Source organism: Glutamicibacter sp. AGC46, from assembly GCF_053543715.1.
On record NZ_JBLVOJ010000005.1, the window covers coordinates 65,938 to 91,499 of the forward strand.

The following is a 25,562-nucleotide window of genomic DNA, read 5'->3' on the forward strand; positions in this document are numbered from 1 at the left end:
GCACTGCCCCCCCCAAGGCGCTAAAATCAACAGTTAACAATCGACAGTTGAATTCCAATCCCTAGGGGTGCTCCATGGCCATCGCCGATTCTTCCTTGGTAGGACTTCGCAAGAAGAGCCTGCGCGAGCAGGCCCTGATTGCGTTGCGCCGTGCCATCACCACCGGCGAATTGCAGCAGGGAACCCACCTGGTGGAAACCGAGCTGTCCGCGTCCATGCAGATCAGCCGGGGCACCTTGCGCGAAGCCTTGCGCCAGCTGGAGCAGGAGGGATTGGTGTCCGCCGGAGAACGCGGACGGCTGTCCGTTCGCCACCTGGACAACAAGGAAATCCATGACATCTTCTCGGTCCGCGCCTCGCTGGAAACCCTGGCGGCAACGACGCTGCTGCAGCGCGAAGACCTTACCGATGCGCTCGCGCAGCTGCGCGCCGCGGTCAGCACCATGGAGCAACTCGCGGGCCATGAAATCGAGGAGCGGATCGAAGCGGATCTCGAGTTCCACCGCACCCTGTGCCGACTGTCCGAGAATGACACCCTGCTGCATGCCTGGGAGCAGCTTGAGGGCTCCATCCGCATGTCCATCATGTTCGGCGGCTACGAACGCGGGGTGCGCAATATGGATGTCGCACGCCATTTCAAGCTGGTGGACACCATCGAAGCTGGCGACAGCGCCGCGGTGAGCGCGGAAATCTCCGAGCATATGCGCATTGCCGCCGAGACGCTGATGGGCTCATAGGAATCTTCTGCGGTCTGCCCATCTCGCTCCTCGAGGTGTTTGTGTTACGCCTCGATGCGGCGGGGCCCAACTGGACTTGTACCGGTTACGGGGATACGGTCTGGGAAAGCCGGATCGTTCATCGAACAAAGCGTTCAGTCGCCCCTGACAATGACGCCGGACGGGATCGTTGATCCGCGCCTTTTTCCACGTGCTGCCCCTCGACTGGTTACGTCGCCACCACGAACCACCAAGCGGAAAGTGATATCAACACGGATCCTTACTATCATTTTCTAAGAAACTGATAGTAAGGGAAATTCATACCATCGCTTTGGAGGGACCCATAGCCGGCTCTCTTTACGCCTGGCCTGCGTTCAGCTCCCCTATTTTGAGGTACCAAGAGCACTTCTGACTGCCGAAAATCCTCATATCTTCTCCGGTGCTGAAGTTCAGCGATCGAGATGACTTGGACTTTGCGCAAATGAAAAAGCTCATCAAGAGCGATTTGACGCAAAAGCTTTCGCTATTGAGACCTCCCTGTTGTTCAGTGACCTAAGCCTAAGTGCACGTTCATTCACATTAATTAAAGTGAACAAACGTACACTTTCGTAAAAGTGCACGTACGTTCACTTTCTTGATTGTGCACGTACGTTCACTTATAATAATGTGTATATACGTGCACAACAGGAGGTTTCATGAATCGCGACGTTTCGACCCAAAAGGAACTCGGAGCATTCGTGCATGATGCCCGGATGAAACTCGGCCTCACTCAAGAAGCCCTAGCCGACCGCGCAGGCGTTTCGCGCAAATGGCTTATAGGCCTGGAGCAGGGTGTACGCACGAGAGCTGAACTCGGCAAGGTGTTAGATACCTTTGAAGCACTCGGGATATCAATAAATCTTTCTTTCAATGCTGAACTCGAAATCGAGTCATCAGATGAAGACCGCTACCATTCGATAGCTCGTATCTCTCCGGCCGCGTCGGAAGCAATTAGAAATGCCTCGAGTTTGGATCAGTCCTCTTTCCCAAGATTGGCACCCTCGAACATAGGTCAATCGGCCTTCCGAAAACTAGCCGCATCGGGGCTCGGCGAATCCTCATTCCAAAAGTTCGCCAAAGAACTGCGCATCCAAACAGGCATCCGAAACCTAGCCGCGTCCGATCTCGGTCAATCGGCGTTGCAACAGTCCCTTAGAAAAGGGGTGCCTAGTTCAGATGCTTCGACTTTCGATCGCAACTCAAGTACCGCGAACGACGTAGAAAGCGAGCAGGATCAAGCACTTCTTGATAATGACGAATGCAATGAACCGGACAATAAAGATGAGAACAACGAACAGGGCCCGCGATGAAAGAACTCGTGACCTTTTTATACGGGCAGCCTGTCGGAATCCTTCAACAAGATCATTCTGGTAACAGAAAATTTCAATTCGTCCCACAAGATTCTAGACAAGCCAGATTATCCCTGGCAATGCCCTATCGAGAGACCCCTTACCAGCGCTCTATTACTGATCCGTTCATCGAGGGGCTAATTCCGGAAGGCGAAGCTGTCCGTCAGTCGTTCGCTGATGACTTTGGCATTTCGGCAAAGAATCCCTTCGCCTTACTTGAGCATATTGGGTTTGAATGTGCAGGCGCAGTGCAGTTCGTACGGCCGGATGAAATTGACGAGCTAACGCGTTCCGCGGGTGAACTCGTGGCTTGCAACGACAATGAAATCGGTCAACGCATCAGGGTTCTATCTTCGTCTCCGAAAGGATCGTGGACTGTCGGTCGTGAACGGTGGTCACTAGCTGGAGCTCAAAGCAAATTCGCTTTGAGATGGCAGGACGGATGGCATGAAGCCACCGGCAGCGAACCGACAACCCACATTTTCAAGCCCGGCATCCAAGATTTTCGAGATCAAGCACTCAATGAGCACCTATGTCTGAAGACTTTGGGACGCATGGGATTACAAGTTGCCGAAACCAACTTCACGCAGTTTGACGGGCAATCGACAATCGTGGTGAAACGGTACGATCGGCTTATTGAGGGAAACAACGTCTATCGGGTCCATCAAGAAGACTTCTGCCAGGCCACTTCGACCTTACCTACAAACAAGTACGAGTCGAACCGAGGACCCAGCGCACTCAAGATCATTAAGACCCTTCGAGAAGCTCGTGCTCCTGAAACTGAAGTTCAAAAATTCATTGAGGGCCTAATAGGAAATTACCTTCTGGGAGCTCCCGACGCACACGGCAAGAACTACTCGATACTCCATCTTCCTGATGGCCGTGTGCAGCTTGCGCCATTTTATGACATCGCATCTGGCTTGCCCTACGAACACGTTAGTAACGACGGTTTTCCGAAGAAAAACGATGGATTGCGGAAGGCCGCCATGTCCATCGGGGGGGAGCGACAGTTCGGGAGAGTCTCATCAAAGCATTGGTCAAGATTTGCTCGTGAAGCAAAAATAGGTGAAGAGTGGTTGCGGATGACAGTGAGTGCGATGACGTACGCTCTGCCTATCGCCATGGCAGGAGTTTTCGAAAATGAATCCGAGGCCATAGGCAACAGCGAACTACCGAGCAAGCTTTATCCAAAGGTCGAACATCTCTGTGCGACAACTCAAACTCTTCTAGAGCATGACGTGTAGCTCGCTGGATATGGAGAAGCCACCGCTTTCGTTTACGAACGGAAGCGGTGGCTTCATCTAAACTAAGTCAGAAGTTTTAGTGGCTAGTTCTCCCAGAATGGGTAGTCGATGTAGCCCTTGGGACCTTCAGTGTAGAAGGTCGCGAAATCTGGTTCGTTCAGCGGCAGCTGTTCCTTCCAGCGGCGCACCAGATCCGGGTTGGCAATCGCAGGGCGGCCCACGACAACCGCTTCGCCCCAACCTTCGGCAGCCACGCGTGCGGCTTCCTCATAGGTGGTGATCTCCGCGAAGCCGGTGTTCAACAGCACCGGTCCGCCAAAGGCCTTGCGCAGCGACTGGACCAGCTCGCCGGCTGGGTCATGGTGCAGGATGCTCAGGTTGGCCAGGCCCAGTGGCGCGATGCCCTGGACCAGCGCGGTGTAGGTAGCCAGCACATCCGCACGATCGTTTTCCACGGCACCCTGGACATTGTGTTCCGGCGAAATGCGCAGGCCGGTCTTGCCAGCGCCAATGGCGTTGGCTACTGCGGTCACGACTTCGATGACAAAGCGGGCCCGGTTATCCGGGGAGCCACCGTAGTTGTCGGTGCGGGTGTTGGCCGAAGGCGCCAGGAACTCGTGCAGCAGGTAGCCGTTGGCCCCGTGGAGCTCCACGCCGTCGAATCCGGCGGCGATGGCGTTGCGCGAAGCGGCAACGAATTCCTCGATGATCCTCGGGAGTTCTTCGGTGGCCAGGGCATGCGGAACCGGGTACGCGTGCTTGCCGGTGTAGGTGCGCGACTCGCCTTCAACCGCGATGGCGCTGGGCGCCTCGACGTAGCCAACACCGGTGGTTTCCGGGTGGGTGACCCGTCCTGCGTGCATGACCTGGGCAACGATGAGGCCGCCTTCGGCGTGCACCGCGTCGGTGACCTTCTTCCAGCCGACAATCTGCTCCTCGGTGACCAGGCCTGGCTGGCGGACGAATCCCTGGCCGGCAAAGCTCGGGTAGGTGCCCTCGCTGACGATCAGGCCCAGGGATGCGCGCTGGCGGTAGTACTCGACTACATCGGCGTTGGGCACGCCGTCCTTGCCCGAACGCGAGCGGGTGAGCGGTGCCATGACCAGGCGGTTGGGCAGCTTGAGGTCGCCGAGGGCGAGAGGGGAAAACAGATCCATGGGATGGGGCTCCTGAAGTGGAAATTGTAATTGCACAGCGTAACTAACCTCGCCAGCAACTTATTCCACTTCAGCCAAGAACGTGATCTGGCTAACGGCTTCAAAGCATTGGAATAGTCTGACGCTCATTGCTTGGATTCGAGGGCTTGCGAGGAGCAATAAACCAGCGGATGCGGCACAGCTCCGCACCGCATCCGCTTGATCCGATGGGCTATACGGCGGTGTAGCCGCCGTCAACCAGGTGGTAGCTGCCGGTCACAAAGGACGCGGCATCGCTGGCCAGGAATGCCACGAGCGCGGCCACTTCTTCCGGCTTGCCCAGGCGGGCAATCGGGTGCTTGTCGACCAGCGCGTCATGGGCTTTCTTGGGCATCTGCTGCAGCAACGGGGTGTCGATGAAGCCCGGGGCCACGCTGTTCACGCGCACGCCCTGGGTCGCATACTCCACGGCGGCAGTCTTGCTCAGGCCCACCACGGCATGCTTCGTGGAAACGTAGGCGGAGCTGCCGGCGAAGCCCACCGAGCCGAGGATCGAGGCCATGTTCACGATGGACCCTCCACCGTTCTCGCTCATGACGTTGGCCTGGGCGCGGGTTCCGCGGAAGACGGCGTTGAGGTTCACGGAGATGACCTTGTCCCAGTCCTCGTCGGTCAGCTCGCCCACCTTGGCGGCGCGGCCGCCGATGCCTGCGTTGTTGACGCCGATCTTCAATGGAGCCATGGCGTTGGCGGCCTTGATGGTTTCGTCGATGACAGTCGAAGTGCTGGCATCTCCTGCAACAGCTACAGCTTCTCCGCCTGCGGCCTTGATGGTTTCCACGGTAGCGCCAGCGGCCTCGGCATTGAGGTCCTGGACCACCACTTTGGTTCCGTTGGCGGCTAAGAGGATGGCGATAGCCTGGCCGATGCCCGAACCGGCGCCGGTGACTACTGCCGAACGATCTGCTACATCATACTGAGCCATGATGGACCCACTTTCCGTTTCAAGATGGTCACGGGATTTCCGTTGGCCTCATACCTTGGATGCTACTCCGAACCATTTCAAAAGTCGATGACGTGTCAATCAAAAATTTGCCTGCTTCATCACACTTGATGTGCCTTATCCACGTAGGTGTGGCCAAATTAATGTTTCTAAGATTCGGCAAATCTTTACCTTGACCAACCAATGTGAGGAGCGCAACCGTAGCTAGCAGCCGAGAATGCGGAGCCGCTGCACGCTACAAAACCCAAATGCAGGAGTCACCACCAAGGTTGCCTGGTAGCTTGTTGCCAGCTTCTATACACTTCCGAGGCGTTTGATGTGTCGTTACAAAGGCTACTGATTCACTTCACGCATCAGTAATCGCCTGACTTGCTATACGCACTAGTTCTATGAGCGCAGGTTCGTTTCCAGTGTCTACCCTTGAACGAAGAAGAAAAGAATACCATCCTCGCGCCAGCCAACTTGTCTCTACCCCCGAATGCCGAAGGCGGACAACCAATCATGAATTCCGTACAGTGTCTAAAACACGGCTCAGTTGAACCCGGTTCGTACACCCGAGAACTTATCGTTAGCAGTCCAGTCGCCCCCTACCAGGAATGAGTAGTAATGTCTGATTCTGATATTTGGTGCAACGCTTTGTACTTCCCGCACGGCCGTCAAAAGCTTGGTGGTCGCTTCTGCCGGCTCGGGCCCGGCCACGCGGGCGCCCACTGGTGTGAAGCCGAAAACGAGATCATTGAATAATTCAAAGTGAAATGACGGAAGGGCACGAACAAATGGAACGCGAAGAACTAAAAGCAGCGATCGACGAACTGATGCGCCGCTATGATGACGGCGAGATTGACGCTTCCACGTATCAGCAGCAGATGATGCATCTGACCGCCTCAGCCCGCGAGTAGAAAGCGGATGGTGCTCGACTAGGGCGGCGAGCACCATCCCATCGACAGCTCGTTATGGCCGCGCATTGATCCTCTCAACTACTCCCAAAAGGACCCGTGTGGAATTGTGCAGCTCCTCTGCGGTCACCGATAGATTCATACTGTTCTCAGGGTGATGGATCGAGTTGCGCACGTAAACCGGGAGAGTCGCCGGATAGCGCACCCTGGGATTTCGGACCCACGTCTTCGCCTTGTCGATGCCTTCGGCTACCAAAAACAGATCCATTTCTTTCTCTGTGGCCGACTTGCCGTCAGCTTTTTGCGCTTCGATATGTCGTTGCACATGGCCGTATAGCTCGTTGTGGAAGTCATTGCTACATACATCGAAAGCCCGGTAGTTGATTTCTCCCCAGGTCGGTTCCCCCTGCCCGAAAAGCCCGAACTTAGTTGAGTGGTCAACGCGGCGGTCTTTTCCGTGACCAGCGAGCACCGTGAGCATGTGGCTCTTCGAGTCGAATTTCCTAATCAGGTAGGGAGAATGGGTAATAATAAAAACCTGCTCGCGCGTGCCGATTTGACTGAGGGCTTCTCCGAGCTTGAGCTGCGCGCTCGGATGTAACCAAGTTTCGGGTTCGTCGAGCATGAGCACAAGAGGGGTCGGATTGCTATCATCGGCGAGTGCGGATGATCGAGCGTAGAGCTGGATTATCCCCAAAGCAATTGCGCGCTGCATGCCCGATCCTTTGCCTTCCACTAGGGTCTCGCCCGCACCGTCGTCCACGTGCAGGCGGCCTTGCTTCATGAAGACTGCAGCATCTGGAAGCCCAAAATCGAAGCGATAATCCGCCTTCCCATACTGGTCATCAACTAGTGCTTTAATTTCGGTTGCCAGCGCCTTAGTCTCGGCCATGAACGAGTCTTCTTCGTCTAGCGCGAATGCTCTCTTGTGCGCTTTCGCGAGAGCCTTCCAAGGCTCTGTTTCAACAAACTGCTTGAACGAAGAATCGAGTAAGCGCCCTAGTGTTTTCGTGTTTGCGAAGTCGATATGGTCGCCTGGTTGAGCATCCGCCCAGACTGCCTCGAAATCGAAGATCGCCTTGACCTTAGCGTCAATACCGGTCACATTTTCGAATTGCTGGCGCTCAGGGTGCCAGAAACAGACGGCCTTCACGTCGATGCTCTTATTTTTGCCGCCCTGAACTACAGTGCGGGACTCACTGCTGCGCTCCAGACGGAGAATCATTTGCCCATCGTCTTCAAAGACGAAGTCCGAAAGCACTTTGAACTTCTCCTGCGCGACCAGATCATCAAGTCCGTCGGCGATGTCGACTTCAACTCGAGTCGGCCCAGTAGCTTGATTGCAGTAGAACTTCTCGGGCGTCCATCTTGTCGAAGAAGGACCTTCGAACATGAACAGTAGCGCTTCCAGCACTGTCGACTTGCCACTGTTGTTGTCACCAACGAAAAAGTTCACACCAGGATGCAGTTCGAACCGGTGTTTCTCGCGAAAACTCTTGACGTTCTCCACTAAGACGCTTCTAATATACATACCCACTCCGCTTGTTCTTGCACCCCTCCGATAGGGGAGCGCTTCAAAGCCGAGAGTATCAAGCGCCTAAGACAGTATCGGCTCGTGATATTGCGGTCACTGTCATAAAGCGCGTACGCAGACGCTCTGCGACCTGTTTCAGAGACGCGAAGAGGTCTCGCAAGTCAGACTTGCCAATGATGCGTTCGAGAAGCTCCAGTTTTTCGGCTTGTCTTTCCGCAGTGCCCAACCCGACTTGCCATCTTGGCCACTACTGATGCATGGAATGCACCCGATGGGTCACTCGTTCCATGAATTTCTCATTATGTGTGGAAAGAATGACCGCTCCCCCACGTGCCAGCACTGAACCAATAACCTCCTTAAGTGTCGCTTCACCGGCTTCATCCAGGGCCTCCGTAGGTTCATCAAGAAGCAGTAATTCTGGCTCGCGTACCAGTACGGTCGCCAGGGCAACCAGCCTGCGTGCAGAGGCTGGCAATTCATAGGGGTGGGTGTGAACGTAAGACTCAAGACCAAGCTGTTCCAGGACTGCTGGAATCCGCTCGCGCAGAGTGCTCGTCCTGGGAATGCCAAAAGACACTTCCCGAAGAACCGTGCGCTCGAAGAGCTGGTCCGAAGAATTTTGAAGCAAGAGACCCGATGTCACCGAGGTGTTCAGTGATCCAGAAACGGGAGCCATCAATCCAGCAATGGCTTTGAGCACGGTAGTTTTTCCGGAGCCGTTGGCCCCCATAAGGCCCAGGCATTCTCCAGCTCGGACGTTGAGATCCAAGTCTTGAACTGCACTTTGCGCGGAATCTGGGTAGGCCAGTTTGACGGATTCCATGCTCAGCAATACGCGAGACTTATCCGTCGCAGGCCGCCTGAGGTGTCCACGTCCTCTAACATGGCCTGGCATATTTGCGGGCCGGACGCGGTGCAAGGTTCCCTGCTCCAGCGACCAGAGCGCGTCGGCTCCTTGCGCCCAGAACCGGTTAGAGCTGGTAAGGACCACAAGCGCCGTTCCTTGGGCACGCAAAAGATTGATCATTTCTGAAACCAACGTGGTGGCTTGGCGATCCAATCCTGTTAGTGGCTCGTCGAGTACCAGGACATCCGGTTCACTGATGGACAGGGCGGCTAGCGCGACTAGTCGCTCTTGCCCGCCGGAAAGCTGTTCCGGGTGGTGCTCAAAAAGGTGTTCCAAACGCAGCCGTTGAGCAAGCTCGGTAACCCGCTGGCGCATCTGCTCGCGTGGCAATCCCACGTTCTCCAGGGAGAAGGAAAGTTCTTCGGCGACAGTCCCGCGGATTCCCGATAGGTAATGCCCTGCGTCTTGTGGCAGAAAACCTATGCGCTTGGCCCATTGGGCGATATCAATGCGAGGCGCTGTAGTTGCCGAAAACTCGATCCGGGTGTCGCCTACACTTACGGCGCCCTGAAACTTGTCCATTCCGTGACGAGGAAGCAGACCCGCAATGATTGCCCCCAGAGTCGATTTACCTGAGCCTGAGTGACCGGAAATTACGTTCAACGATCCGGGCTGAACCTCAAACTCGATGTCTCGCAGGATGCTCTCGGAGGAATCACTGTAGGAGAAGCTTCGCAGTTCCAAGGCCAACACGGCGATGGACTGTTCTATGAATTTTCGTTCCATGTCTAGTGTCCCCCTATCCATGAGGGAAGCAAGATCAGCACCGGCCCAAGCACGGCACAGGCTAGAGCAACCCATCGGATTCCGCGCTGCAGTGATGAATCGGGGACGATACGCAACCGGGTACGGCGACCAGTTGCAGGGAATCCTCGCGCTGACAGGTGCACGGCGCGGTCTTGTGCATCCTGCATTGAAGCCAGAACCAGTGGCACGGTACGTAGGCCCACGCGCTGGAGCCACCCCGTCAGACCCGTTCCGGTGCCCGCGCTGCGTAACGTTTGCGCTTCACCAATTTGCCGTTGCCTCTCGGACATCTGCGGCAGCAAGAAGAGTGTCGCAGCCAGCAGGTAGCCCAGTTGTGGTGGCACTGGCGACAGGTCGATGGCAGCCACCAGTTGGTGCTTATCGATGAGTAACCCACAGAGCAGCCCCACCACCACGAGAACCGCAGTTCGAAGACCCAAAGCCATTGCCACTTCTAAGCCATGGACGGTCACTCGTAGTGGTCCCCACGTGGCAATAGCAGGTGCCGACCCTCGGGAGAATATTCCATGAATCAACAGCAAGGAAATGAACGTTGGCAGCAACATGGCACCACCGAGGGCTACCAACTGTTTCAGATGCCCCGTCCAATGCCCAATGGGCAAGCAAAGACCTATGACAGCGCAACCCATCCACCATATGTTAGCTGCAGTCGTCACTGACACGACTGCCGCGGCTATGGCCAGGATAGTGAATGGATGAAGTTTGATGGTGCGGGGCATGGAGAATTGATTACTTTCTGACACCCGCGCCCAAGACTCGGTAGCGGCGGACGAAGGCGAAGCTGTGGCTCGTGCGCTTTGGCAGTGCATAGACCAGCAGCGCAGCAATCAAGAAGACCACAGCCTTATCCCCTGGATCCGAAATAAGTGCCTGCTTGGTAACTGCCGAGAGCAATGAGTCGCCCATGGAGCGGAATGCGGCCACGACGACGCCGGTGCCAATGCCCGAGGTGCCGCCGTAAACGAAGGTAGCGACCGGCGAAGAGAGCACGCCAACCAGCACACCGGTAACCAGGCCAGTAACCGGCGCCAAGTAGGCCCGGCGCAGCGTACCGAAGCGTGCTGCAGTTCCGGCAAGGAAACCTACCAGTGCAGCACCAGCGGCGAATGGAAGAACAGTTGGTGCAAAGAGGGACCAGACCAGGGTGCTCAGCACACCAGTAGCGGCTCCAGCACGGCGCCCGGCGAGGAAGCCGACGATGACCGTGCCGATGGAATCAAGGTAAAGGGGAACCATCACCGAACCCACAAACTGGCCAAGGATGATATTCAATGCCAGCGCTACTGGGATCAAGGTCAAGGTGGAAACAGGAAGGTCAGGCAATACCGCCAGCAAGAGCAGAACGGCTGCAATGAAATACGCGGCAAAGGTAGCAAGGGCAACGCCCTGTCCCAATCCCTCGACGATACCCATAGGCTGTGTAGCGATCAGGGTCAGATAAGTCACGACGAGGATTAAGGTTCCCACGATAGCCAAGAGCCGGCGGCGTAGGGTTTGCGACGATGATTCTTCGGGCAAAAGAAGATTTGATGACATGATAATCCAGTCCTGAGGTACGAGTATGACTGCGCACCAAGATTTCAGGCTGGCGCGCGCGAGCTGCGGGTCTATGTCACCTCGACCCGGTAGACGATTCTAGCCCACTAGCCTGAGCGCTTAAGAATCCACTTTCAGTCTTCTAGCCAGCGCACCTAGGCGCTTAACCAGTTCCTCAAAACCCGTCTTTGGATCATTTTCGGAGACCACATGTGCATTTGCCGGTTTACCCCAGAGGCCACGGAAATCGGCAACGGTCGTTCCAAACAGCAATTCTGATTCGGTCTCGACATCGATGGCGGCTGGACGAGTTTTGTACTCCAAAGTTCCTGCTGCGATGCCAGCCGCAAAGTAGTCATGGACGTGGGCAATATAGCCCTGGTCGTGGTGCCGGTGGAACTCAAAGTAGAACCGCAAGGCATCAGAAAGGTAGCGAACAAGCGGGTTGGATGCTTTGCTGAGCGTGCCTTCAACGTCGCTAGCTTGGACCAATTCTGGTTCTTCGCATCCTGCTTCTTCGGCCAGTATGGTGAGGAATTCCGGCTGCATCTCGAAGCGTTCGGTAATGCCCAACGAACAGACGATAGGTAGTTTCACGGACTCAATGCCTCGATCAGCTGCGCGCGAGTAAGCGGCAAATACTTCTTTGGCAGCGTGCGGGTCTACGTGAGTATTCCACTCGGCAGTGGGAGTGGTGTTTCCCTGGTAATAGAAAGCACCGCCCATGATCACGACTTTGCGTAGCAGCCATGGTAGCTTCGGTTCGCGCCGGAGAGCCAACGCGAAGTTGGTCAACGGGGCAATGAGTAGAACGGTAAGTTCCCCGGGGTTCGCGCGGGCGGATTCAATCAAATAGTCGACGGCGTCCACGTCATCAGAAACTCCGGAACCTGGGTCTGGGAGGGTCGCGTAACCAACACCTTGTGGGCCATGGGTTTCTGGCGTTGTCACCAACGGAATTTCCAGAGGCTCGCTCGCGCCGCTGAACACTGGTGCATTCGGCTTGCCGCAAAGTCTTAGCAGAGCCAGATTGTTTGCAGTGACTCGTTCGACATCGACGTTGCCTGGGGTACTAGTTACTGCTTCAATCTGCACATGGTCGAGGGAACAGAGGTAGGCCAACGCAAGAGAATCGTCGATGCCGGTGTCGCAATCCACAAGCAAATGGACAGGGATCACCATCTGAATTCCAATCATTCCAAAATTCTACTTACGACAATTATTACACTCACAAGCCCATTATCTCGGACCCCACGGAACTGTTCGAGGCCAGTCACGAGCTATGATTTCGATCAACACCTCTACGGCCAAGGACAGAAGAATTTTTGTAATTCATTCTCACGTCGGATCGTTTTCGTCTGACCCTACCTCACACGCAATCGTCAGAAGCACCGATCCCAGATCCACGGGTCGGGAACGTCACTTACACACCCGTTAGAACTGTCGGTGCATAAAGGTAAACTGCTAGACATGACAAATCCTACGGTGATCGACTTGTTCGCGGGCTGCGGCGGGATGACAATCGGGTTCGCACAAGAAGGCTTCGACCCGATCTTTGCCGTTGAGTGGGACAAATATGCAGCCGCCACTTACGCGGCTAATTTCGGTGAAGAGCATGTGCGGGCCGGTGATATTGCTGAGGTCAAAGACGAAGAGATCCCCTCAGCAGACCTAATAATCGGAGGCCCCCCATGCCAGGGCTTTTCAAATTTGGGCCTAAAGCGTCTAGATGATCCTCGAAATCAGTTATGGCGCGAGTACATGCGGTTCATCACAAAGGCCAACCCTCAAGTTTTCGTAATCGAGAATGTTGACCGATTCAGCAAGTCCCCAGAGTTCGAGATGCTGCTGAATGAGGTTGAGCACGGCATATTGAAGGACTACGAAATCTCCTACGCTGTACTAAATGCAGCCGACTACGGAGTGGCTCAGCGCCGTAAACGAACGATCATAATCGGTTCGCGTGTAGGAAAAATTTCCCTACCGGAACCCACGCATGCTCGCGAACCCATCGATGGATCCGGACTTCTTCCATGGCGAACTGTAAGAGACAGGATCCATGGGCTCCCCCTCGTACCAGAGACTGTAGATCTGCGTAAATCAACGACAGAATTCTTTGGCGAATCCATGCCAGGAATCTACAGCAAACTAGATATACATTTCCGTCGTGAGCCCCGCCCGCTCTCATTAGAACGGTATTCCTACGTACCACCAGGTGGGGGACGTTTTAACCTGCCTACAGACCTACTTCCGCGTTGTTGGCGCGAGAAGCCAACGGGAACTACAGACGTCATGGGACGGATGCGATGGGATTTTCCATCCCACACAATCCGTACCGAATTCTTCAAACCAGAGAAGGGTGCCTACCTACATCCTCAATGGGTGGGAGATTCTCGGCAAGAGTCAGGCTCAAAATGGGTGAAGGGCGATCCCCAAAAAACTGTCAACCGAGTAGTAACACACTACGAAGCCAGCCTTCTGCAGGATTTCCCCGAAGACTATCGGTGGGTAGGTACCAAGGTTGCGATCGCGAAGCAAATTGGTAATGCAGTACCTTCTGGCCTCTCTAGGGCTATTGCACGCCATATCAAGCCATACATAAGCTGAAGAAATTATTTCTTTCCTGATTCGCGAGAAAGTTTCAAAGCTAGTTCGAAATCATTCCCAAGACTCTCTGGACTCAGCGCAATCCAAGCTTCATTCGAAATATCGAAGCCGTGTTTAGCTGCTAATCTGCGCTGAGCTGGCCAGGTGCCAATCAAAACAACAAGTCCATGTTCTGAGAAAACGTCTTGTTTTGCCTGACGAGCACGACGGGCGACGTCCTTAGCTGTAGCCCCGACGGTTTCCAGTGCAATACGCGGAATTACGACATCTGGCAGAAAACCGAACAGGGCGGTTACTCTCTTCATAATTCCAAAACGCAAGTCAAAAACAACTGAAAGTTCCGCATCATTTAACAATTTTAACGGATTCGGAGGGAGCTGAGTCCACGGGACAACTGGTAGCGCGTAAGAACGGACTGCTTCCGCAACGATCGTACGTTTTTGATCCTGGTTTCCACCATCGTTCAACCATATTCGATGCGTGCGCATAAGAAATGCTTGAAAACGGTCATTGGCCGAATCCACCTTGATCAATAGACATATCTGACATTGACCTTCTCTCGGAATCATCCAATTGGAACGGACAGTTCCCTTCAATTCAACAGGGATTCCGAGGATCATAGTGTCGAGCGGCGGCAACTTTTTAAGGTTAAGTGCGGCCAACACACGATACTGGAGTTTAGTACCCAGAGATGCCCGTTCGTCCGAGTCCACTTCTGGGCTATCCAGATCAAATCTCCATGTTCGCGCACCATCAAGGACATACTCGATGGCGTCATTGACTGCAGTAGTTAGTTTTTCTTCAATTGGCCGTGAACTCAACCATCGAAATACAGCCTGAAGATCTGCGTCATTTTTCGGGTCCTCCGCTACATGAGGTTCATTGTCTCTATCACCGATGCACACGCTCCCAATGGGGAGCAATATTTTCCTTCTAGCCACGATCACCTATCGTTCCGTATATCTTCCGTCTCATTGAATAGAAACTCGCAGAATTTTACTCACCACACCTAAAAATCATCGGTTCATGGCGCAGAGAAAACACATTACATCCTAGTCCAAGTCATTAAAACAAAAGATAAGGAATTATGTTTCCACTAAAACACGAAGCGTCATGTGATTTCCCCTGGCGTGGCATTATCGATTTCTTCAAATGGTCAATTTCTCAAGAATTCCCCACGTAATTTAGCCTACCGTCACATTGGATACATTCAAGAAAAGGTGTCGGTGTTCTAACCAACCGAAGTTGCAGAGTTTCGCCTGCACCGCAACATCTAGGCGCTACTGAAATCCGAAAGGTACTAATGTAAAGAGTAGCCTCGCCTAAATAACTGCTTCGGTCTTACCGCCCGACAAAGGATCACGATATTCTGACAATCGGAGCCGAGGAATCTTCCGCAGATCGGACACTGAATCCAGCTTTTCCTTTCGGTGCTGCGTCATGCGGAATTGCCCATGAAAATAGGGTAGCAATATCCTCGGGTGGTACCCTCGCGGATTCAAGTGCTTCCGGATCCGAATATGCTTTCTTTCCATCCCATTGATCCGCTGAAAGCGTTATTATTACAGCGCCCGTCGTACGCGATCCAACGTCATTATCAGACTTTCTAAGTGTAAATTCCTTCTCGAGCGGCATTCTAGTCCACCGTGATGAGCCCGAAAAATCTCCACGTTCGCGTCGTTTTCTCTCGACTATGGGAAACAAAATCGATCTAACTTCGTCTAGATCAATAGATCTGATTGCTTGCTTCTTAGCCGGCACTGGCAAGACAACTTTAAAATCAGTAATGGTCCCCTTTAGGATTGCGCCCTTGACAAATTCGATATCGGCGTCGGCAAGCCCTTCTCTCCCCCAACTGAATGATGACAAAACATCAACAACAATGGCGGCTGGCACAACTGCTGTAAGTGCCTTATAACTTGAATGGTTTTTCGTTGCCGTCTCATAGAAAAATGTCTCTTCGTTCTGTAGAAGACGAAGAAGAGGCGCAATTGCAACCAAATTCTCCCTGTTCTTTGAATGTCTCGGATCACGAGAGGGGAGATAGAAGAAATCCTTGAAGCGATCTCCTTTGGCATACTGGACAATTTGAGCGTTATACATTCGATTCCGGGCCGTCGGACGCAGCCATGGCAAGCTCTGCGAGACCAATGGAGGGATATCAATTGGACGTATTTGGGGTTGACCGTTCTCATCAAGCTCAGCAAACTGCGAGAGTTGATCCCTGAAATCTTCTTCGTCGGAGATCATGGACTCAAAAGCCTCATAAAGATCAAAAGTTCTGTTACTGCTAGTAGACGCCACAACTTGTCGGCCTATATAAAGTCGCACTAAATCACGGTAACCGGGTCGGTAACCAAACCAGCGGCCCATCTGCATGAGCGTATCAGCAGCAAGCGCCTTGCGTGAATACCATGTAATCGTCAAGCCTTCAATAGTGTACCCACGTGAAAGTTTTGCTCCACCTACTAGTATTTTCCAGACAGAACCACGTTGAAAATCAGCACCGGACTGAGTGTATTCACTCTCCTTATCACCGTTTACAACGACAATTGGCTTAGTACCAGCCTCAACCCGTTTGATGACTTCGGGAATGTAGACAGCGACGTCGTCAAAAGAGAGCGGTACGGGGTGAAGGGTGGGATCAGGGTATTCTGCATCCTTCCTGAGCCGCAACCCATTCATCGCCGGGGCGAAATCCTCTCCCCAAAGGTCTTGAAGCCTGTCGTATCCTTCGAAACCCAGATAGTCAGATCGCTTCCAAAGCCCGTGAATTTCGTCGGCAAGTTCACGGTGTTCGACCTGCTTCACAGATTCGTGGAAGAGCATAGTATGGTGCCTAAAATCTCCGACGCTTCCACGTGCGGCCCTCCAAAGCTTGATCGCCCCAGATAAAACGAATGAGTCAATCGCCCTTTGCATCTCTGACGGGCGCTTCTGGTCAGAATTGATGTTTGAATTGATATCCCGGATGTAGGCAGCTTGGTTACTGAGAGAGGGAGTTTTCTCATCATCGTTTTCAAAAATAGCATCCCGATCATGAAAAGACCTGCCTCCCATATATGCGCGGGGAGGATTCAAGCTGAAGATGAAGTCCTTTGGATATATATCTTCCGCGTCTCGGGGGTCCACAAAAACGTTAGCGAAAGGTGTCGCTGTATAACCCACATATTGAGCACGAGGCAATATTCCCAATAGTTCGGAAAGTAACTTATTTATGGCTGTGCGTTCACGGGCTTGCTTGATCTCTTCAGCGAGTTCTTCAGTAGTAAGACTCACAGGGGGTTTTCTAGTATTGATCCCTGCTTGGTCCGCTTCATCATCGATAATTAATGCTGGATAATCTTGGGTATTTCCCCTGATTTGCTTTAAATCCTTAATTAGCTTTCTTAGAACGGGACCGTTCTTCTTGACCACGACTAGTCGTACAGGAGTGTCCCACAAATTATCGGGGTGGAATATCTTCTGTTCGGGATTCCGAATATGAGATTTGTAGTCCAATGTTGAAAGGCCCGCTTTCAACGACTTATAGTCATCCGTACTCTTTGTCAATCGGATAATGTGCGGAACTCCAGCCACACTTTCCGGGTCGTAACCAAATTTCACAAATCTGCCATCAACTGCCCAGTCTGAATCATCGTTTGCGATATAGTCAATATTTTCTCTTGCGAGAGCAGCATCGGAAAGATCTATTCCACCGACGATGTTTTCAAACCCTACAAGTTCCTTATCGAGACGGCGCTGCGTTTGACTCCTCAAGATCTCCAATGTACCTGTTAGGACAATGATTAGGCGGTACCCAGCATCAATCGCTTTAGCAACCGTTCCAGTGAAGTTAGCCGTTTTTCCACTCTGAACATGCCCCACAACCAATCCCTTGGACTGGTACGTTTCATCCCAGGTGGGATCCGCAAATCTGCTCACAATTTCTGTAGTCGACTCGTCCAAGGTCGCGATGGCCTCACCATCAAATCCTCTACGTTTGAGAACGCCTCGATAGACATCCCAGTAGTGACTCCTCGTGCGACGCTCGGCGGAGTACCACGGCCAACGACCGTCACGCGGAGCCGCTACTATGATTCCACCATTTATGACCGGGTAAAAGGAATTAATGCTTTCCGAATCTACCGCACTAAATCCCAGGCTTTCAATGACGTACGATCTTCTGCCTCGGCCCTTCGGCAATATTGCATATTCCGGGGCACCTTCCAACCAAGTGGCGTCTGAGACTTGGTCCCACCTTGACAGCGCCAACCGAAATTCGACTTGGATAGGATCGTTCGGATCACCTTCAACAGTCAATAGACGGACCAACTCATCGCTCGTGAGTGGGTTGAGATCGTCTTCGTCGAGCGAAAAGTTAACTCTACGAAGAAGCGGCTTCGGTCCTTTTTCAGAGATCATCGCAATCGCACTGGTTACAGCGTCAATTGTTTGCGCATTCTTTTCCATTTAAACCCCCGAAATACGATTTGTGTAGTTTGAAAACTCGTTAAAAATATCCGCGCCTCTTCTGGGCGTCAAATGCGAAACGTTAATTCTATACGATATATCTGAAATGTATTCATAATTTGGCACAGAGTGGGTTAAATGCTCATTGAGTAATCTTGGAAAACTTTCGTCTACGAGGAAGAAAGCTGGGTTAGAACGCAACATATAATATTTCTTGTAGAAATGCAGGTCTTCATCTTTGCATCCGATCTGCTTTAGCTCGTCGTCAAATGCTCTCGTGTTTTCTCCCAGTAGTTCACGAATTTCCTCAATTAAGGAAGACAGGCTGAACCCTTTACACGCGACCCCAGCAGATGTTATTTGAATCGACAGAAACCATAATTCACGATTTGGCGAGGCCTCAAGTTGGGTTACTGATGCAATTCTGTGAACACGGCTCTCGCCTCTGGTCGTTTTGACTTCAAGATCAAACTGACCGAATGAAAAGTCGTGCTGCTCCGCCAAGGGGCCTAACCAGGATTCCATCCCAGGAGTTGATTTCAAGCTGAGGAGATATTTCAGGAAAAGCAGTTCTCCAATTAGGCCCACTTGCTTATCTTCACTAAGGATCTCGCGTCTTAGCAATAACAGTCTATGTTCGTCAATACTTCTCTCAATCGCCTTAGACACAATATTCCCTGCACGTAATTCCTCAACTATCTGAGCAACAAATGAGTAGGCAGCATAATGCATATCCTTGGCTGACAGAGTGACACTACAAATGTTCAATTCCGCCATATATGTAATCTCAACGTTTGCCAGATCACCAATATCTGGAACTGAGGAGTCTTTCGGCACTCGAAGTTGCATTGTCTGCGCAATGGGGTCAATTCTAAGTTCACACCGCGGATTGGTACTAAGTAGTTGAACGACTGTGTTCGGAGAATTAAAATATCGGTCTAAAGTTAAAGAATCCAATCGGGAACTTACGTTTTCCGAATACTCCGACATTAGTTTCCCCGTTCATCTGTAAAATGAGATCCGAAGTCTTCCTTTAAGGCTTGTAGCAGCACCGAATTTATCAACCTATGCTTACCTTCACGATTCCCGGTCCATCGCTGTTCAACTTTGAAATCACTCTCTAGAAGAAGATATAGAAGGACTTTCAAAATCTGCGCGTCGCTGTTGTCAAGCCTACGATCAAGACCATATACTTTGCGAATAAATTCGAGGTTGATGTCTATTCTTCGACCTATGCGATCAGCACGGAATAATTCATCTTCTGGTAGTGACATAATCCGGATATCGATCGTTTCGAAATCGGCGAAGTCTTGAAGATCCTCTAATATGCGCATGATTGTCGGGTTGAGACCCGCGCCCGGTTCAACGAGCTGTATTTCCTTCTTTTTAGTCTTCCTGGATTCGCGATGGTGAGCGACTAAATCTGCAAAGTATTTGTCAAGGTTATGACTATAATTTCCTACCGCGTGTGATTTAGCTATTCCTCGGATGAGATCTTCGGAATAGCTCGGTGCTATCTTTTCGGGATTAATTGAAACTAGATGCTCATTAGATTCATCTAGGTCAATTTTTATCCGCCCAAGCGCATATTCTTTTTTCCGAACTCGCGCTCCGGCCCAGTTTTGCCCTACTGTCAGCAGTCTTCCTCTACGATAGGCAAATATTCCTTGTCGGGATTCGCCAGGTTCGTTGTAGAGGTTAAATGACGCCGTCGCGAGACGTGCTGGAAAGATATGCATTTGCATAGCGCTCGTCGTCCCGTCGGGAAGAACAATTTCGAACTCTTGCGGATATGTAGATGTTGTCAAAGAGTCTTGAAATGGATCAATCGGATCTACGCGAGTCGGTGGTAAAGTTCTCTGTCGATCCGCGTCATACGTATCGATATCGATCTGAACTTTATCGGATTGCAAATGTCGATGGAAAATAATCCCCAAATGCTCTCGGATCGTTCTCAGCCGCTCATTGCGCCATTCGATCGTTTCTTCCACGTCAGAAGTATGTATTACATCTTCTAGTCCGAACCACTCGACTACAGTTCCGTGCGAAAATTCAATACCAGACAGGTTATCCAGGCGCTCATTGGCATGTCCGTCGGCTAGAACCCCAACTCTGAAATCCTTTGATACATTCCGGTCCATCCGACGCCCGACGGCTAGACCCCATTCCTTCCTGGAATAAACTTCGAATGCAGTTGCCTGTGAAAGTGAAGCTGCTTTAAGCCCCAAACCAAAGTAGCCTAGATCTGACGCTGTATAGTCCCTTCGAGCTCCGAAAGTCATTGCAAGTTTTAGTTCAGATTCAGACATTCCACGACCGTTGTCGATAACCTGAATAGAAACGATGCTACTTTTACGTTGAACGAACCTAATTCTCACGCGTGTGGCATTGGCATCAATCGAATTGTCGACTAAGTCGGCTAACGCGCTTTTAAAATCATGGTGCCGTCCAATTGCAGCGACGGTCGAAGGATCCGGTAGAATTGTTTCTTTTTTCCAAAGATGTTCTGCGATCTGATGCATATCTGGCACTAATTCAGTCCTCAAATCGGGCTTGACCACCGAGTTTTCGTACGTTCTCGGAAACGCTTTCGATAGTTCCGTTAGGGAATCCAGTGGACATATCGACCTCGAAATTTATGCGGAGATCGAAAACATCGGTCATCGAATTATCTAGGTAACGAAGAACGGCTCGTTCGATTAAAATTAGTTGTTCACCCAAGTCCTTGTCAGTGCGGAGCGGTAAGAAACCACTCACATGCTTCTTGAGAGGTTCAACAAAGGGTGTTGCTTCTGGCCGCCCGTTTGACGGGTTATCCGTTTCGACAGGTACTTGGGTATTCCTCGCCAGTCGACGCATTTCACTTTCTACGTCCGCGGTCTTACGCGCGCTCCCAACGTCTCTTAACAATGCGGATAAGAGCCTACGACTTGACAATGTATTCGAATAGTAGAAAATCGTACCGTCACGATACGTTTCATGATCTTCGACTTCTTGTTCCTCTACGTAAGAATTTGAATTAACTGTTCTTAGGACCTTACATGGTACGCACCTGTTACTCCTACGAATCTTCGATTCGACCTTATGCAAGAATGGGAACAGGTTTGAAATCGTATCTACTTGACCGTCTTCATCCGTGACCTGCTCAAAAGTACTGAAAAACTCAATTTTCACTTCTTTCATTCGCCATCTATTTACGAATTCAGATCTTAAATCGTTATCCTCGATAAAGATGGCAGCACTTTCGGTACTTTTTAGGAGAAAATCGTATGTTGCCCTATCTCCAGCGACCTTTATAATGTCCGTGGGGTAGTAACTCTTTCCTTCATTTCGTCCCGACACCAAGAGATTCTTTGGTCTTTGAACAGAGAATTTTGCTAGTAATCCGTATAGCTCATGGACACGTGCTGTTGGAAGCTTCTCTTCAGCCAGAGGAAGGACGAAGCCCCAATTGACCCCATCGACTGCCACGGGCAAGTTAAGCTTTTCAGCATGCGAGGGCCCGGGATAGGGAAGGTACCCAGTTGGGATCCCCTCTAATTCGCCGACGCAATACCGGGCCTCCACTAGACCCAATCGCGTTTGCAGCACACCGTACTTTTTGACCCACCAGATATCAGGCCCGTCGATCTTTAGGGGCTCCTTATAAGTACTGCTGAATTCTACGGTAGTTTTATAAGCCTCATTGGACAGTACTCGCTGAGTCGACTTCTCACGAGTACGCACTGATGCTTCGCTAAGTAGGTGAAGACGCGGTGTCGTCAGCGCTGGTTTGAAACGAAGGGATCCTTCAGAAACTGGTACAGGAGTCGATTGCGATTCGATGGAGATGCGAGCCGACTCTGATTTTTTCCATAGTTTATACGTGGGGTCTTCCACCCACGTAACTGGATCCGAAAGGTTAGCTATTACGTTCAAATTCCTTATGAGTGCGAGGTCCTGCCTATGGAAGAGGTCATCAACAAGAAGGGCTCTATCATTTTCACTATCGCCGGCAATTATTCCGTTTGACAGCCATAGATTCGAGGATGGTCTCCAAGTTCCATCTTTTGCCCGAATGCGGATCTTACCGGCTTCGAGCTGTTCTTCGATTAGCGACAACATCTCAGATACCGGCAATGATCTAGAGAGCCTCCAAAGCGATAGAGTTGCATTCTCATCTGAGTAATCTTTTGCTACTTGTCTTGCAACACGAGCAACTTTTCCTCGATCATCCAGAACATGGAAGTCCAAGGAATGCAGAAGAGCGCTTACGTCACCATAATGCAGGAAACTATAGTCGACTAGATTCGGCCCTTGGTCATCTTCATCCATCGGCAAGAAAGTCTGTGTGACGATAGGAGGCCTAACGCTCCCGTCCTGCATTGGAATAATATGGCTCCTACGCATTGCAGGCTGCAGGTCTGAATGGCGCTTTTCAATTTCGACGGCCAGCCTAAGCGCGTTCTCAAAATTGCCGAATTGTTGTCCGTGAGTAATCTCTTCGAGCCACTGTTCAATTGACGCTCTACCCTTATTCGCCAAGTCTATGAGTCGTCGAACGACAAGTCTGCGTTCTTTCGTCGCCAACGCAGATGAATGCAACCAAGGCCGGTCCTTCTCGACCCAATCTGACCAGAGTTCCTGTAAGTATTCTGCGTCCGTTAGCTCTGGCTGGATTGTGATTGCGGATACATGCTGAAGGGTTCCTGAACGGTCCGGTAAACAAGGAACAGATGATAATGCGGTAAATATCGGCTCATTGATCACGGTATCCGCCCATGAGATAGTTTCGCGTCCTCGGGCTGGCAGTAAATCTAGATAACTGGCTGGGTCCGATTCATCCTGAAACGATGCAAGAGCTCCCGCAACCATAGTTGGTAGCGCATTCTGCAGTAATTCTTTGTTATACATCGTTTGCAGCATGCTGTGACGGTCTTCGTTCATTTTGAACGCTGCATTTACAATTCCTCTAAGCGAAGTTGCATGACTGGTCGGGAAATAATTCCAGAAGCTACCTCTCTGCCTACGCGCGCTCCCCGTAATGGGCACGGCCCAAGTGACTTCGACTGTTTCCCTCGCCGCTATGGCGCCTGCTTCTATGCTCGCCATGTGACTCACTTTGTGGGAATACCGGAATATTTTCCAATCCTCCGAAATTCCTTCGGATTGTAATGTGACTAAGTTTTTGTCTCGGATAGCACTCCACGCAGCGAAGCTTCCATCTAAATCGTTCTGGAATTCGAGTGAGCCAATGTTCTGCGAAAAGAGCAAGAATTCATGCGGAAAATCCCTCATGGCATCGCCGAGCCAAGTTGCTTGATGCGCCAGCGGTAGTTTCACAACGGTACTAGCCCATTCCATTAGGCTTTGCAGAGTAGGATCATTCCGGGATTCGGCATATGGATCGATAGGTGTCGCAATTCGCAGCACTGGGTACGACGCTAAAGATGGGTACAAAGGTTCCAGAAGCATATCGCTATGCTCGCGGTCCCATTTCACAGAACCATTTTTACTGAATATCTGAGGCGAATCTGATATTTGTATGACCGACTTGAATCCGAGCCCGAATCGACCGATCTGATCATCGCGTTTTTCGGATGAATGTGAAAGCATCAACGTTCGATATCCGGAGCTACTGAATGGCATTCCTTCGTTTGCACAATACAATGCATCGGCAGTCAGAACGACGCGAATGCGACCATTTGGATTGTCAATGGCGTCGGCAGCGTTTTGGATGAGCTCGTTTAGCTGTTTGCGCCCATAACCGCTTTGCGTAATCGCCTGTTCGATATTGCTATGTTCGCGAACTAGATCTGGTCTCGCCTTATACGCGTTTATTGCTTGAAGGGTTTCTTTCGCTACGAAACGGCTCAAATCACTATCTACGCCGGCCCAAGGCATGTTGACCAAGTTCTCCTGCCTACCAAAATCAAGTCTCGACTATTCTGGGTTGACCCTGTAATGAATGATCTATATCCAGTGCACAATCGATATCCGGGAACATGGGGTAACCATTTGGATGTCTTCCATCCAACAGTACACCGCTACCGCATGCAATAAGTAGCCTCTCGAGTCGCTTCACTTTTTTCATCTGATTGCCCGTAAAGAAGGACCAATCTAAACTTTCTATTTAGATTAGAAAAGACTTAAATCGCATTTGGCCTATCCACGGACCCACCGTTCCTCGTCAAATATTTACGGGGACGCCTCGGACTCACGCCCATTCCAGTTGCTAACCTGTTGACCGATCCAATGCCTTGATATCTGCTAACTCGGTTCAAAACTGTCGCGCATCGGTCTCGAGTGAATCTGAGAGAGCTAACATGAATGTCATAACAAATCGCAGAGAACAACTGTCCAGTTGTCTTCGGAAATACCGTACGCGTGTCCAGTTGTCTTCGGAAATACCGTACGCGCTGAATATCAATATGCAGGCATCGTCGCGACGCAATAAGGCGGCATGAATGTTACGCAAATGGACTCATCTGACTGGCTTTGGCGCCGCCCTAGCTAACCGATTTTGTCCTACGAGACTGGTTGACACCGCGAACCATAAAATATGTCGATCGTTACATACCCGCACAAGGTATGATTCACCAACCTCGTATTGAAGAATTGTTGTGAAAGCACGACAACCCTCGAGGCCCGAGCACGGCTGGAGACTGAGATACAAGCGATGACATCTTGGGAAGTTTCAAGGCATCCTGAATGGGACCTCATGTATGTTGCTGGACTAACGGCGAGGGAAATAGCAGACCTTTGTCATGCGAAGGTTGCGACGGTACATTTGCACGTGAAAACTCGAGAGAAATACGAACCCGGGTTCAACGTACGACACGCAGAAGCCCTAAAGTCAAGGGGCATCGATAGGCCCTCAGAGAAATGGTTTCAACGCGCTCAGGAAACAGCCGTCTTCGCGACCGTTTATAATAGACTCCCCCAAAGATCCGGAGAATTAGAAGAGGTTTCGTTACATAACTGGCTAATGAAACAACGGAATCTTCATTTTAAGGGTCAGTTGTCAAAAACGAAGATTGCAATCCTTGATCGACTCGGGGATTGGTATATTTCCACACAAAGTTCACGTGAAGTTGCATGGCAAGGCAGATTGGAGGCTTTGCAAGAATTCGTAATTATGTATGACCGCCTCCCTCGTTACAGACGATATACGAGTGAACATGAGCGGACTCTGGGTGTATGGCTTCACAACCAACACCAGCTGCGCATGGGTAACAGACTGTCGGATTCAAGGCTTTCTGCTTTAAACGCCGCTATCCCTGGATGGCGCAGTCGCGGCTAGTTCACTTACTTGTTGATGGATTTCCTAAATAAGAAAATCGCCGTAACGAGCTCTCGCTTCCTGTTTTGCGACACCAATTGGTTCCAATAGCGG

Annotated in this window: 18 protein-coding genes; 6 read left to right on the forward strand and 12 right to left on the reverse strand. The window is 51.4% G+C overall.

Annotation, left to right across the window (positions count from 1 at the left end):
* Positions 1–74: 74 nt before the first annotated feature.
* The 3 genes from ACNPM8_RS01270 to ACNPM8_RS01280 all read left to right on the forward strand — a co-directional run bounded on the left by ACNPM8_RS01270 (position 75) and on the right by ACNPM8_RS01280 (position 3,348).
* On the forward strand, positions 75–737 hold the full coding sequence (locus ACNPM8_RS01270; protein ID WP_448939086.1) for a GntR family transcriptional regulator: 663 nt from the start codon (positions 75–77) through the stop codon (positions 735–737).
* A gap of 674 nt (positions 738–1,411) precedes the next feature.
* Positions 1,412–2,065 (forward strand): helix-turn-helix domain-containing protein, encoded by a 654-nt coding sequence (locus ACNPM8_RS01275; RefSeq protein ID WP_448939087.1) that lies wholly within the window; start codon positions 1,412–1,414, stop codon positions 2,063–2,065.
* Complete coding sequence (locus ACNPM8_RS01280; RefSeq protein ID WP_448939088.1) at positions 2,062–3,348, forward strand: type II toxin-antitoxin system HipA family toxin; 1,287 nt, start codon at positions 2,062–2,064, stop codon at positions 3,346–3,348. The genes ACNPM8_RS01275 and ACNPM8_RS01280 overlap by 4 nt, the downstream gene beginning before the upstream one ends.
* A gap of 83 nt (positions 3,349–3,431) precedes the next feature.
* Here ACNPM8_RS01280 and ACNPM8_RS01285 read toward each other — a convergent pair whose 3' ends face one another.
* Both ACNPM8_RS01285 and ACNPM8_RS01290 read right to left on the reverse strand, forming a co-directional pair.
* Positions 3,432–4,505 (reverse strand): alkene reductase, encoded by a 1,074-nt coding sequence (locus ACNPM8_RS01285; RefSeq protein WP_448939089.1) that lies wholly within the window; start codon positions 4,503–4,505, stop codon positions 3,432–3,434.
* Between the two features lie 211 nt (positions 4,506–4,716).
* Positions 4,717–5,469: an SDR family NAD(P)-dependent oxidoreductase gene (locus ACNPM8_RS01290; protein WP_448939090.1), complete on the reverse strand. Its 753-nt coding sequence runs from the start codon at positions 5,467–5,469 to the stop codon at positions 4,717–4,719.
* A 794-nt stretch (positions 5,470–6,263) separates the two neighbouring features.
* Between ACNPM8_RS01290 and ACNPM8_RS01295 the strand changes: the two genes are divergently transcribed.
* A complete protein-coding gene (locus ACNPM8_RS01295; protein ID WP_448939091.1) occupies positions 6,264–6,386 on the forward strand; it encodes a hypothetical protein in 123 nt (40 codons plus the stop codon).
* A 52-nt stretch (positions 6,387–6,438) separates the two neighbouring features.
* On the opposite strand, the gene ACNPM8_RS01300 is transcribed toward ACNPM8_RS01295, so the two are convergent.
* From ACNPM8_RS01300 to ACNPM8_RS01320, 5 genes are all read right to left on the reverse strand, one after another.
* Positions 6,439–7,914, reverse strand: a complete 1,476-nt coding sequence (locus ACNPM8_RS01300; protein ID WP_448939133.1) for an ATP-dependent nuclease — start codon at positions 7,912–7,914, stop codon at positions 6,439–6,441.
* Between the two features lie 250 nt (positions 7,915–8,164).
* Positions 8,165–9,550, reverse strand: a complete 1,386-nt coding sequence (locus ACNPM8_RS01305; RefSeq protein WP_448939092.1) for an ABC transporter ATP-binding protein — start codon at positions 9,548–9,550, stop codon at positions 8,165–8,167.
* A 2-nt stretch (positions 9,551–9,552) separates the two neighbouring features.
* Positions 9,553–10,401 (reverse strand): energy-coupling factor transporter transmembrane component T family protein, encoded by an 849-nt coding sequence (locus ACNPM8_RS01310; RefSeq protein WP_448939093.1) that lies wholly within the window; start codon positions 10,399–10,401, stop codon positions 9,553–9,555.
* Complete coding sequence (locus tag ACNPM8_RS01315) at positions 10,322–11,128, reverse strand: ECF transporter S component (RefSeq protein WP_448939094.1); 807 nt, start codon at positions 11,126–11,128, stop codon at positions 10,322–10,324. The genes ACNPM8_RS01310 and ACNPM8_RS01315 overlap by 80 nt, the downstream gene beginning before the upstream one ends.
* Before the next feature lie 120 nt (positions 11,129–11,248).
* Positions 11,249–12,325, reverse strand: a complete 1,077-nt coding sequence (locus ACNPM8_RS01320) for a nucleoside hydrolase (RefSeq protein WP_448939095.1) — start codon at positions 12,323–12,325, stop codon at positions 11,249–11,251.
* Between the two features lie 273 nt (positions 12,326–12,598).
* Here ACNPM8_RS01320 and ACNPM8_RS01325 point away from each other — a divergent pair, with 273 nt between their 5' ends.
* Positions 12,599–13,735, forward strand: a complete 1,137-nt coding sequence (locus ACNPM8_RS01325) for a DNA cytosine methyltransferase (protein WP_448939096.1) — start codon at positions 12,599–12,601, stop codon at positions 13,733–13,735.
* A 5-nt stretch (positions 13,736–13,740) separates the two neighbouring features.
* On the opposite strand, the gene ACNPM8_RS01330 is transcribed toward ACNPM8_RS01325, so the two are convergent.
* From ACNPM8_RS01330 to ACNPM8_RS01350, 5 genes are all read right to left on the reverse strand, one after another.
* Entirely contained in the window at positions 13,741–14,640 is a 900-nt protein-coding gene (locus tag ACNPM8_RS01330) for a NaeI family type II restriction endonuclease (RefSeq protein WP_448939097.1), read from the reverse strand.
* A gap of 454 nt (positions 14,641–15,094) precedes the next feature.
* Positions 15,095–18,187, reverse strand: a complete 3,093-nt coding sequence (locus ACNPM8_RS01335; RefSeq protein WP_448939098.1) for a Z1 domain-containing protein — start codon at positions 18,185–18,187, stop codon at positions 15,095–15,097.
* Positions 18,188–19,024: a PD-(D/E)XK motif protein gene (locus ACNPM8_RS01340; RefSeq protein ID WP_448939099.1), complete on the reverse strand. Its 837-nt coding sequence runs from the start codon at positions 19,022–19,024 to the stop codon at positions 18,188–18,190.
* A 152-nt stretch (positions 19,025–19,176) separates the two neighbouring features.
* Entirely contained in the window at positions 19,177–20,709 is a 1,533-nt protein-coding gene (locus tag ACNPM8_RS01345; protein WP_448939134.1) for an ATP-binding protein, read from the reverse strand.
* Between the two features lie 13 nt (positions 20,710–20,722).
* Positions 20,723–24,070: a sacsin N-terminal ATP-binding-like domain-containing protein gene (locus ACNPM8_RS01350; protein ID WP_448939100.1), complete on the reverse strand. Its 3,348-nt coding sequence runs from the start codon at positions 24,068–24,070 to the stop codon at positions 20,723–20,725.
* A gap of 1,084 nt (positions 24,071–25,154) precedes the next feature.
* Here ACNPM8_RS01350 and ACNPM8_RS01355 point away from each other — a divergent pair.
* Positions 25,155–25,469, forward strand: coding sequence for a helicase associated domain-containing protein (locus ACNPM8_RS01355; RefSeq protein WP_448939101.1), 315 nt, complete (start codon positions 25,155–25,157; stop codon positions 25,467–25,469).
* The last annotated feature ends 93 nt before the right edge of the window (positions 25,470–25,562 follow it).

Excerpts from the sequence above, each read along its gene's own strand:
- ACNPM8_RS01270 (WP_448939086.1), top strand. The coding sequence starts at position 75 with ATGGCCATCGCCGATTCTTCCTTGGTAGGACTTCGCAAGAAGAGCCTG.
- ACNPM8_RS01275 (WP_448939087.1), top strand. The coding sequence starts at position 1,412 with ATGAATCGCGACGTTTCGACCCAAAAGGAACTCGGAGCATTCGTGCAT.
- ACNPM8_RS01280 (WP_448939088.1), top strand. The coding sequence starts at position 2,062 with ATGAAAGAACTCGTGACCTTTTTATACGGGCAGCCTGTCGGAATCCTT.
- ACNPM8_RS01285 (WP_448939089.1), bottom strand. The coding sequence starts at position 4,505 with ATGGATCTGTTTTCCCCTCTCGCCCTCGGCGACCTCAAGCTGCCCAAC.
- ACNPM8_RS01290 (WP_448939090.1), bottom strand. The coding sequence starts at position 5,469 with ATGGCTCAGTATGATGTAGCAGATCGTTCGGCAGTAGTCACCGGCGCC.
- ACNPM8_RS01295 (WP_448939091.1), top strand. The coding sequence starts at position 6,264 with ATGGAACGCGAAGAACTAAAAGCAGCGATCGACGAACTGATGCGCCGC.
- ACNPM8_RS01300 (WP_448939133.1), bottom strand. The coding sequence starts at position 7,914 with ATGTATATTAGAAGCGTCTTAGTGGAGAACGTCAAGAGTTTTCGCGAG.
- ACNPM8_RS01305 (WP_448939092.1), bottom strand. The coding sequence starts at position 9,550 with ATGGAACGAAAATTCATAGAACAGTCCATCGCCGTGTTGGCCTTGGAA.
- ACNPM8_RS01310 (WP_448939093.1), bottom strand. The coding sequence starts at position 10,401 with ATGCACTGCCAAAGCGCACGAGCCACAGCTTCGCCTTCGTCCGCCGCT.
- ACNPM8_RS01315 (WP_448939094.1), bottom strand. The coding sequence starts at position 11,128 with ATGTCATCAAATCTTCTTTTGCCCGAAGAATCATCGTCGCAAACCCTA.
- ACNPM8_RS01320 (WP_448939095.1), bottom strand. The coding sequence starts at position 12,325 with ATGATTGGAATTCAGATGGTGATCCCTGTCCATTTGCTTGTGGATTGC.
- ACNPM8_RS01325 (WP_448939096.1), top strand. The coding sequence starts at position 12,599 with ATGACAAATCCTACGGTGATCGACTTGTTCGCGGGCTGCGGCGGGATG.
- ACNPM8_RS01335 (WP_448939098.1), bottom strand. The coding sequence starts at position 18,187 with ATGGAAAAGAATGCGCAAACAATTGACGCTGTAACCAGTGCGATTGCG.
- ACNPM8_RS01345 (WP_448939134.1), bottom strand. The coding sequence starts at position 20,709 with ATGCATCAGATCGCAGAACATCTTTGGAAAAAAGAAACAATTCTACCG.
- ACNPM8_RS01350 (WP_448939100.1), bottom strand. The coding sequence starts at position 24,070 with ATGCCTTGGGCCGGCGTAGATAGTGATTTGAGCCGTTTCGTAGCGAAA.
- ACNPM8_RS01355 (WP_448939101.1), top strand. The coding sequence starts at position 25,155 with ATGAAACAACGGAATCTTCATTTTAAGGGTCAGTTGTCAAAAACGAAG.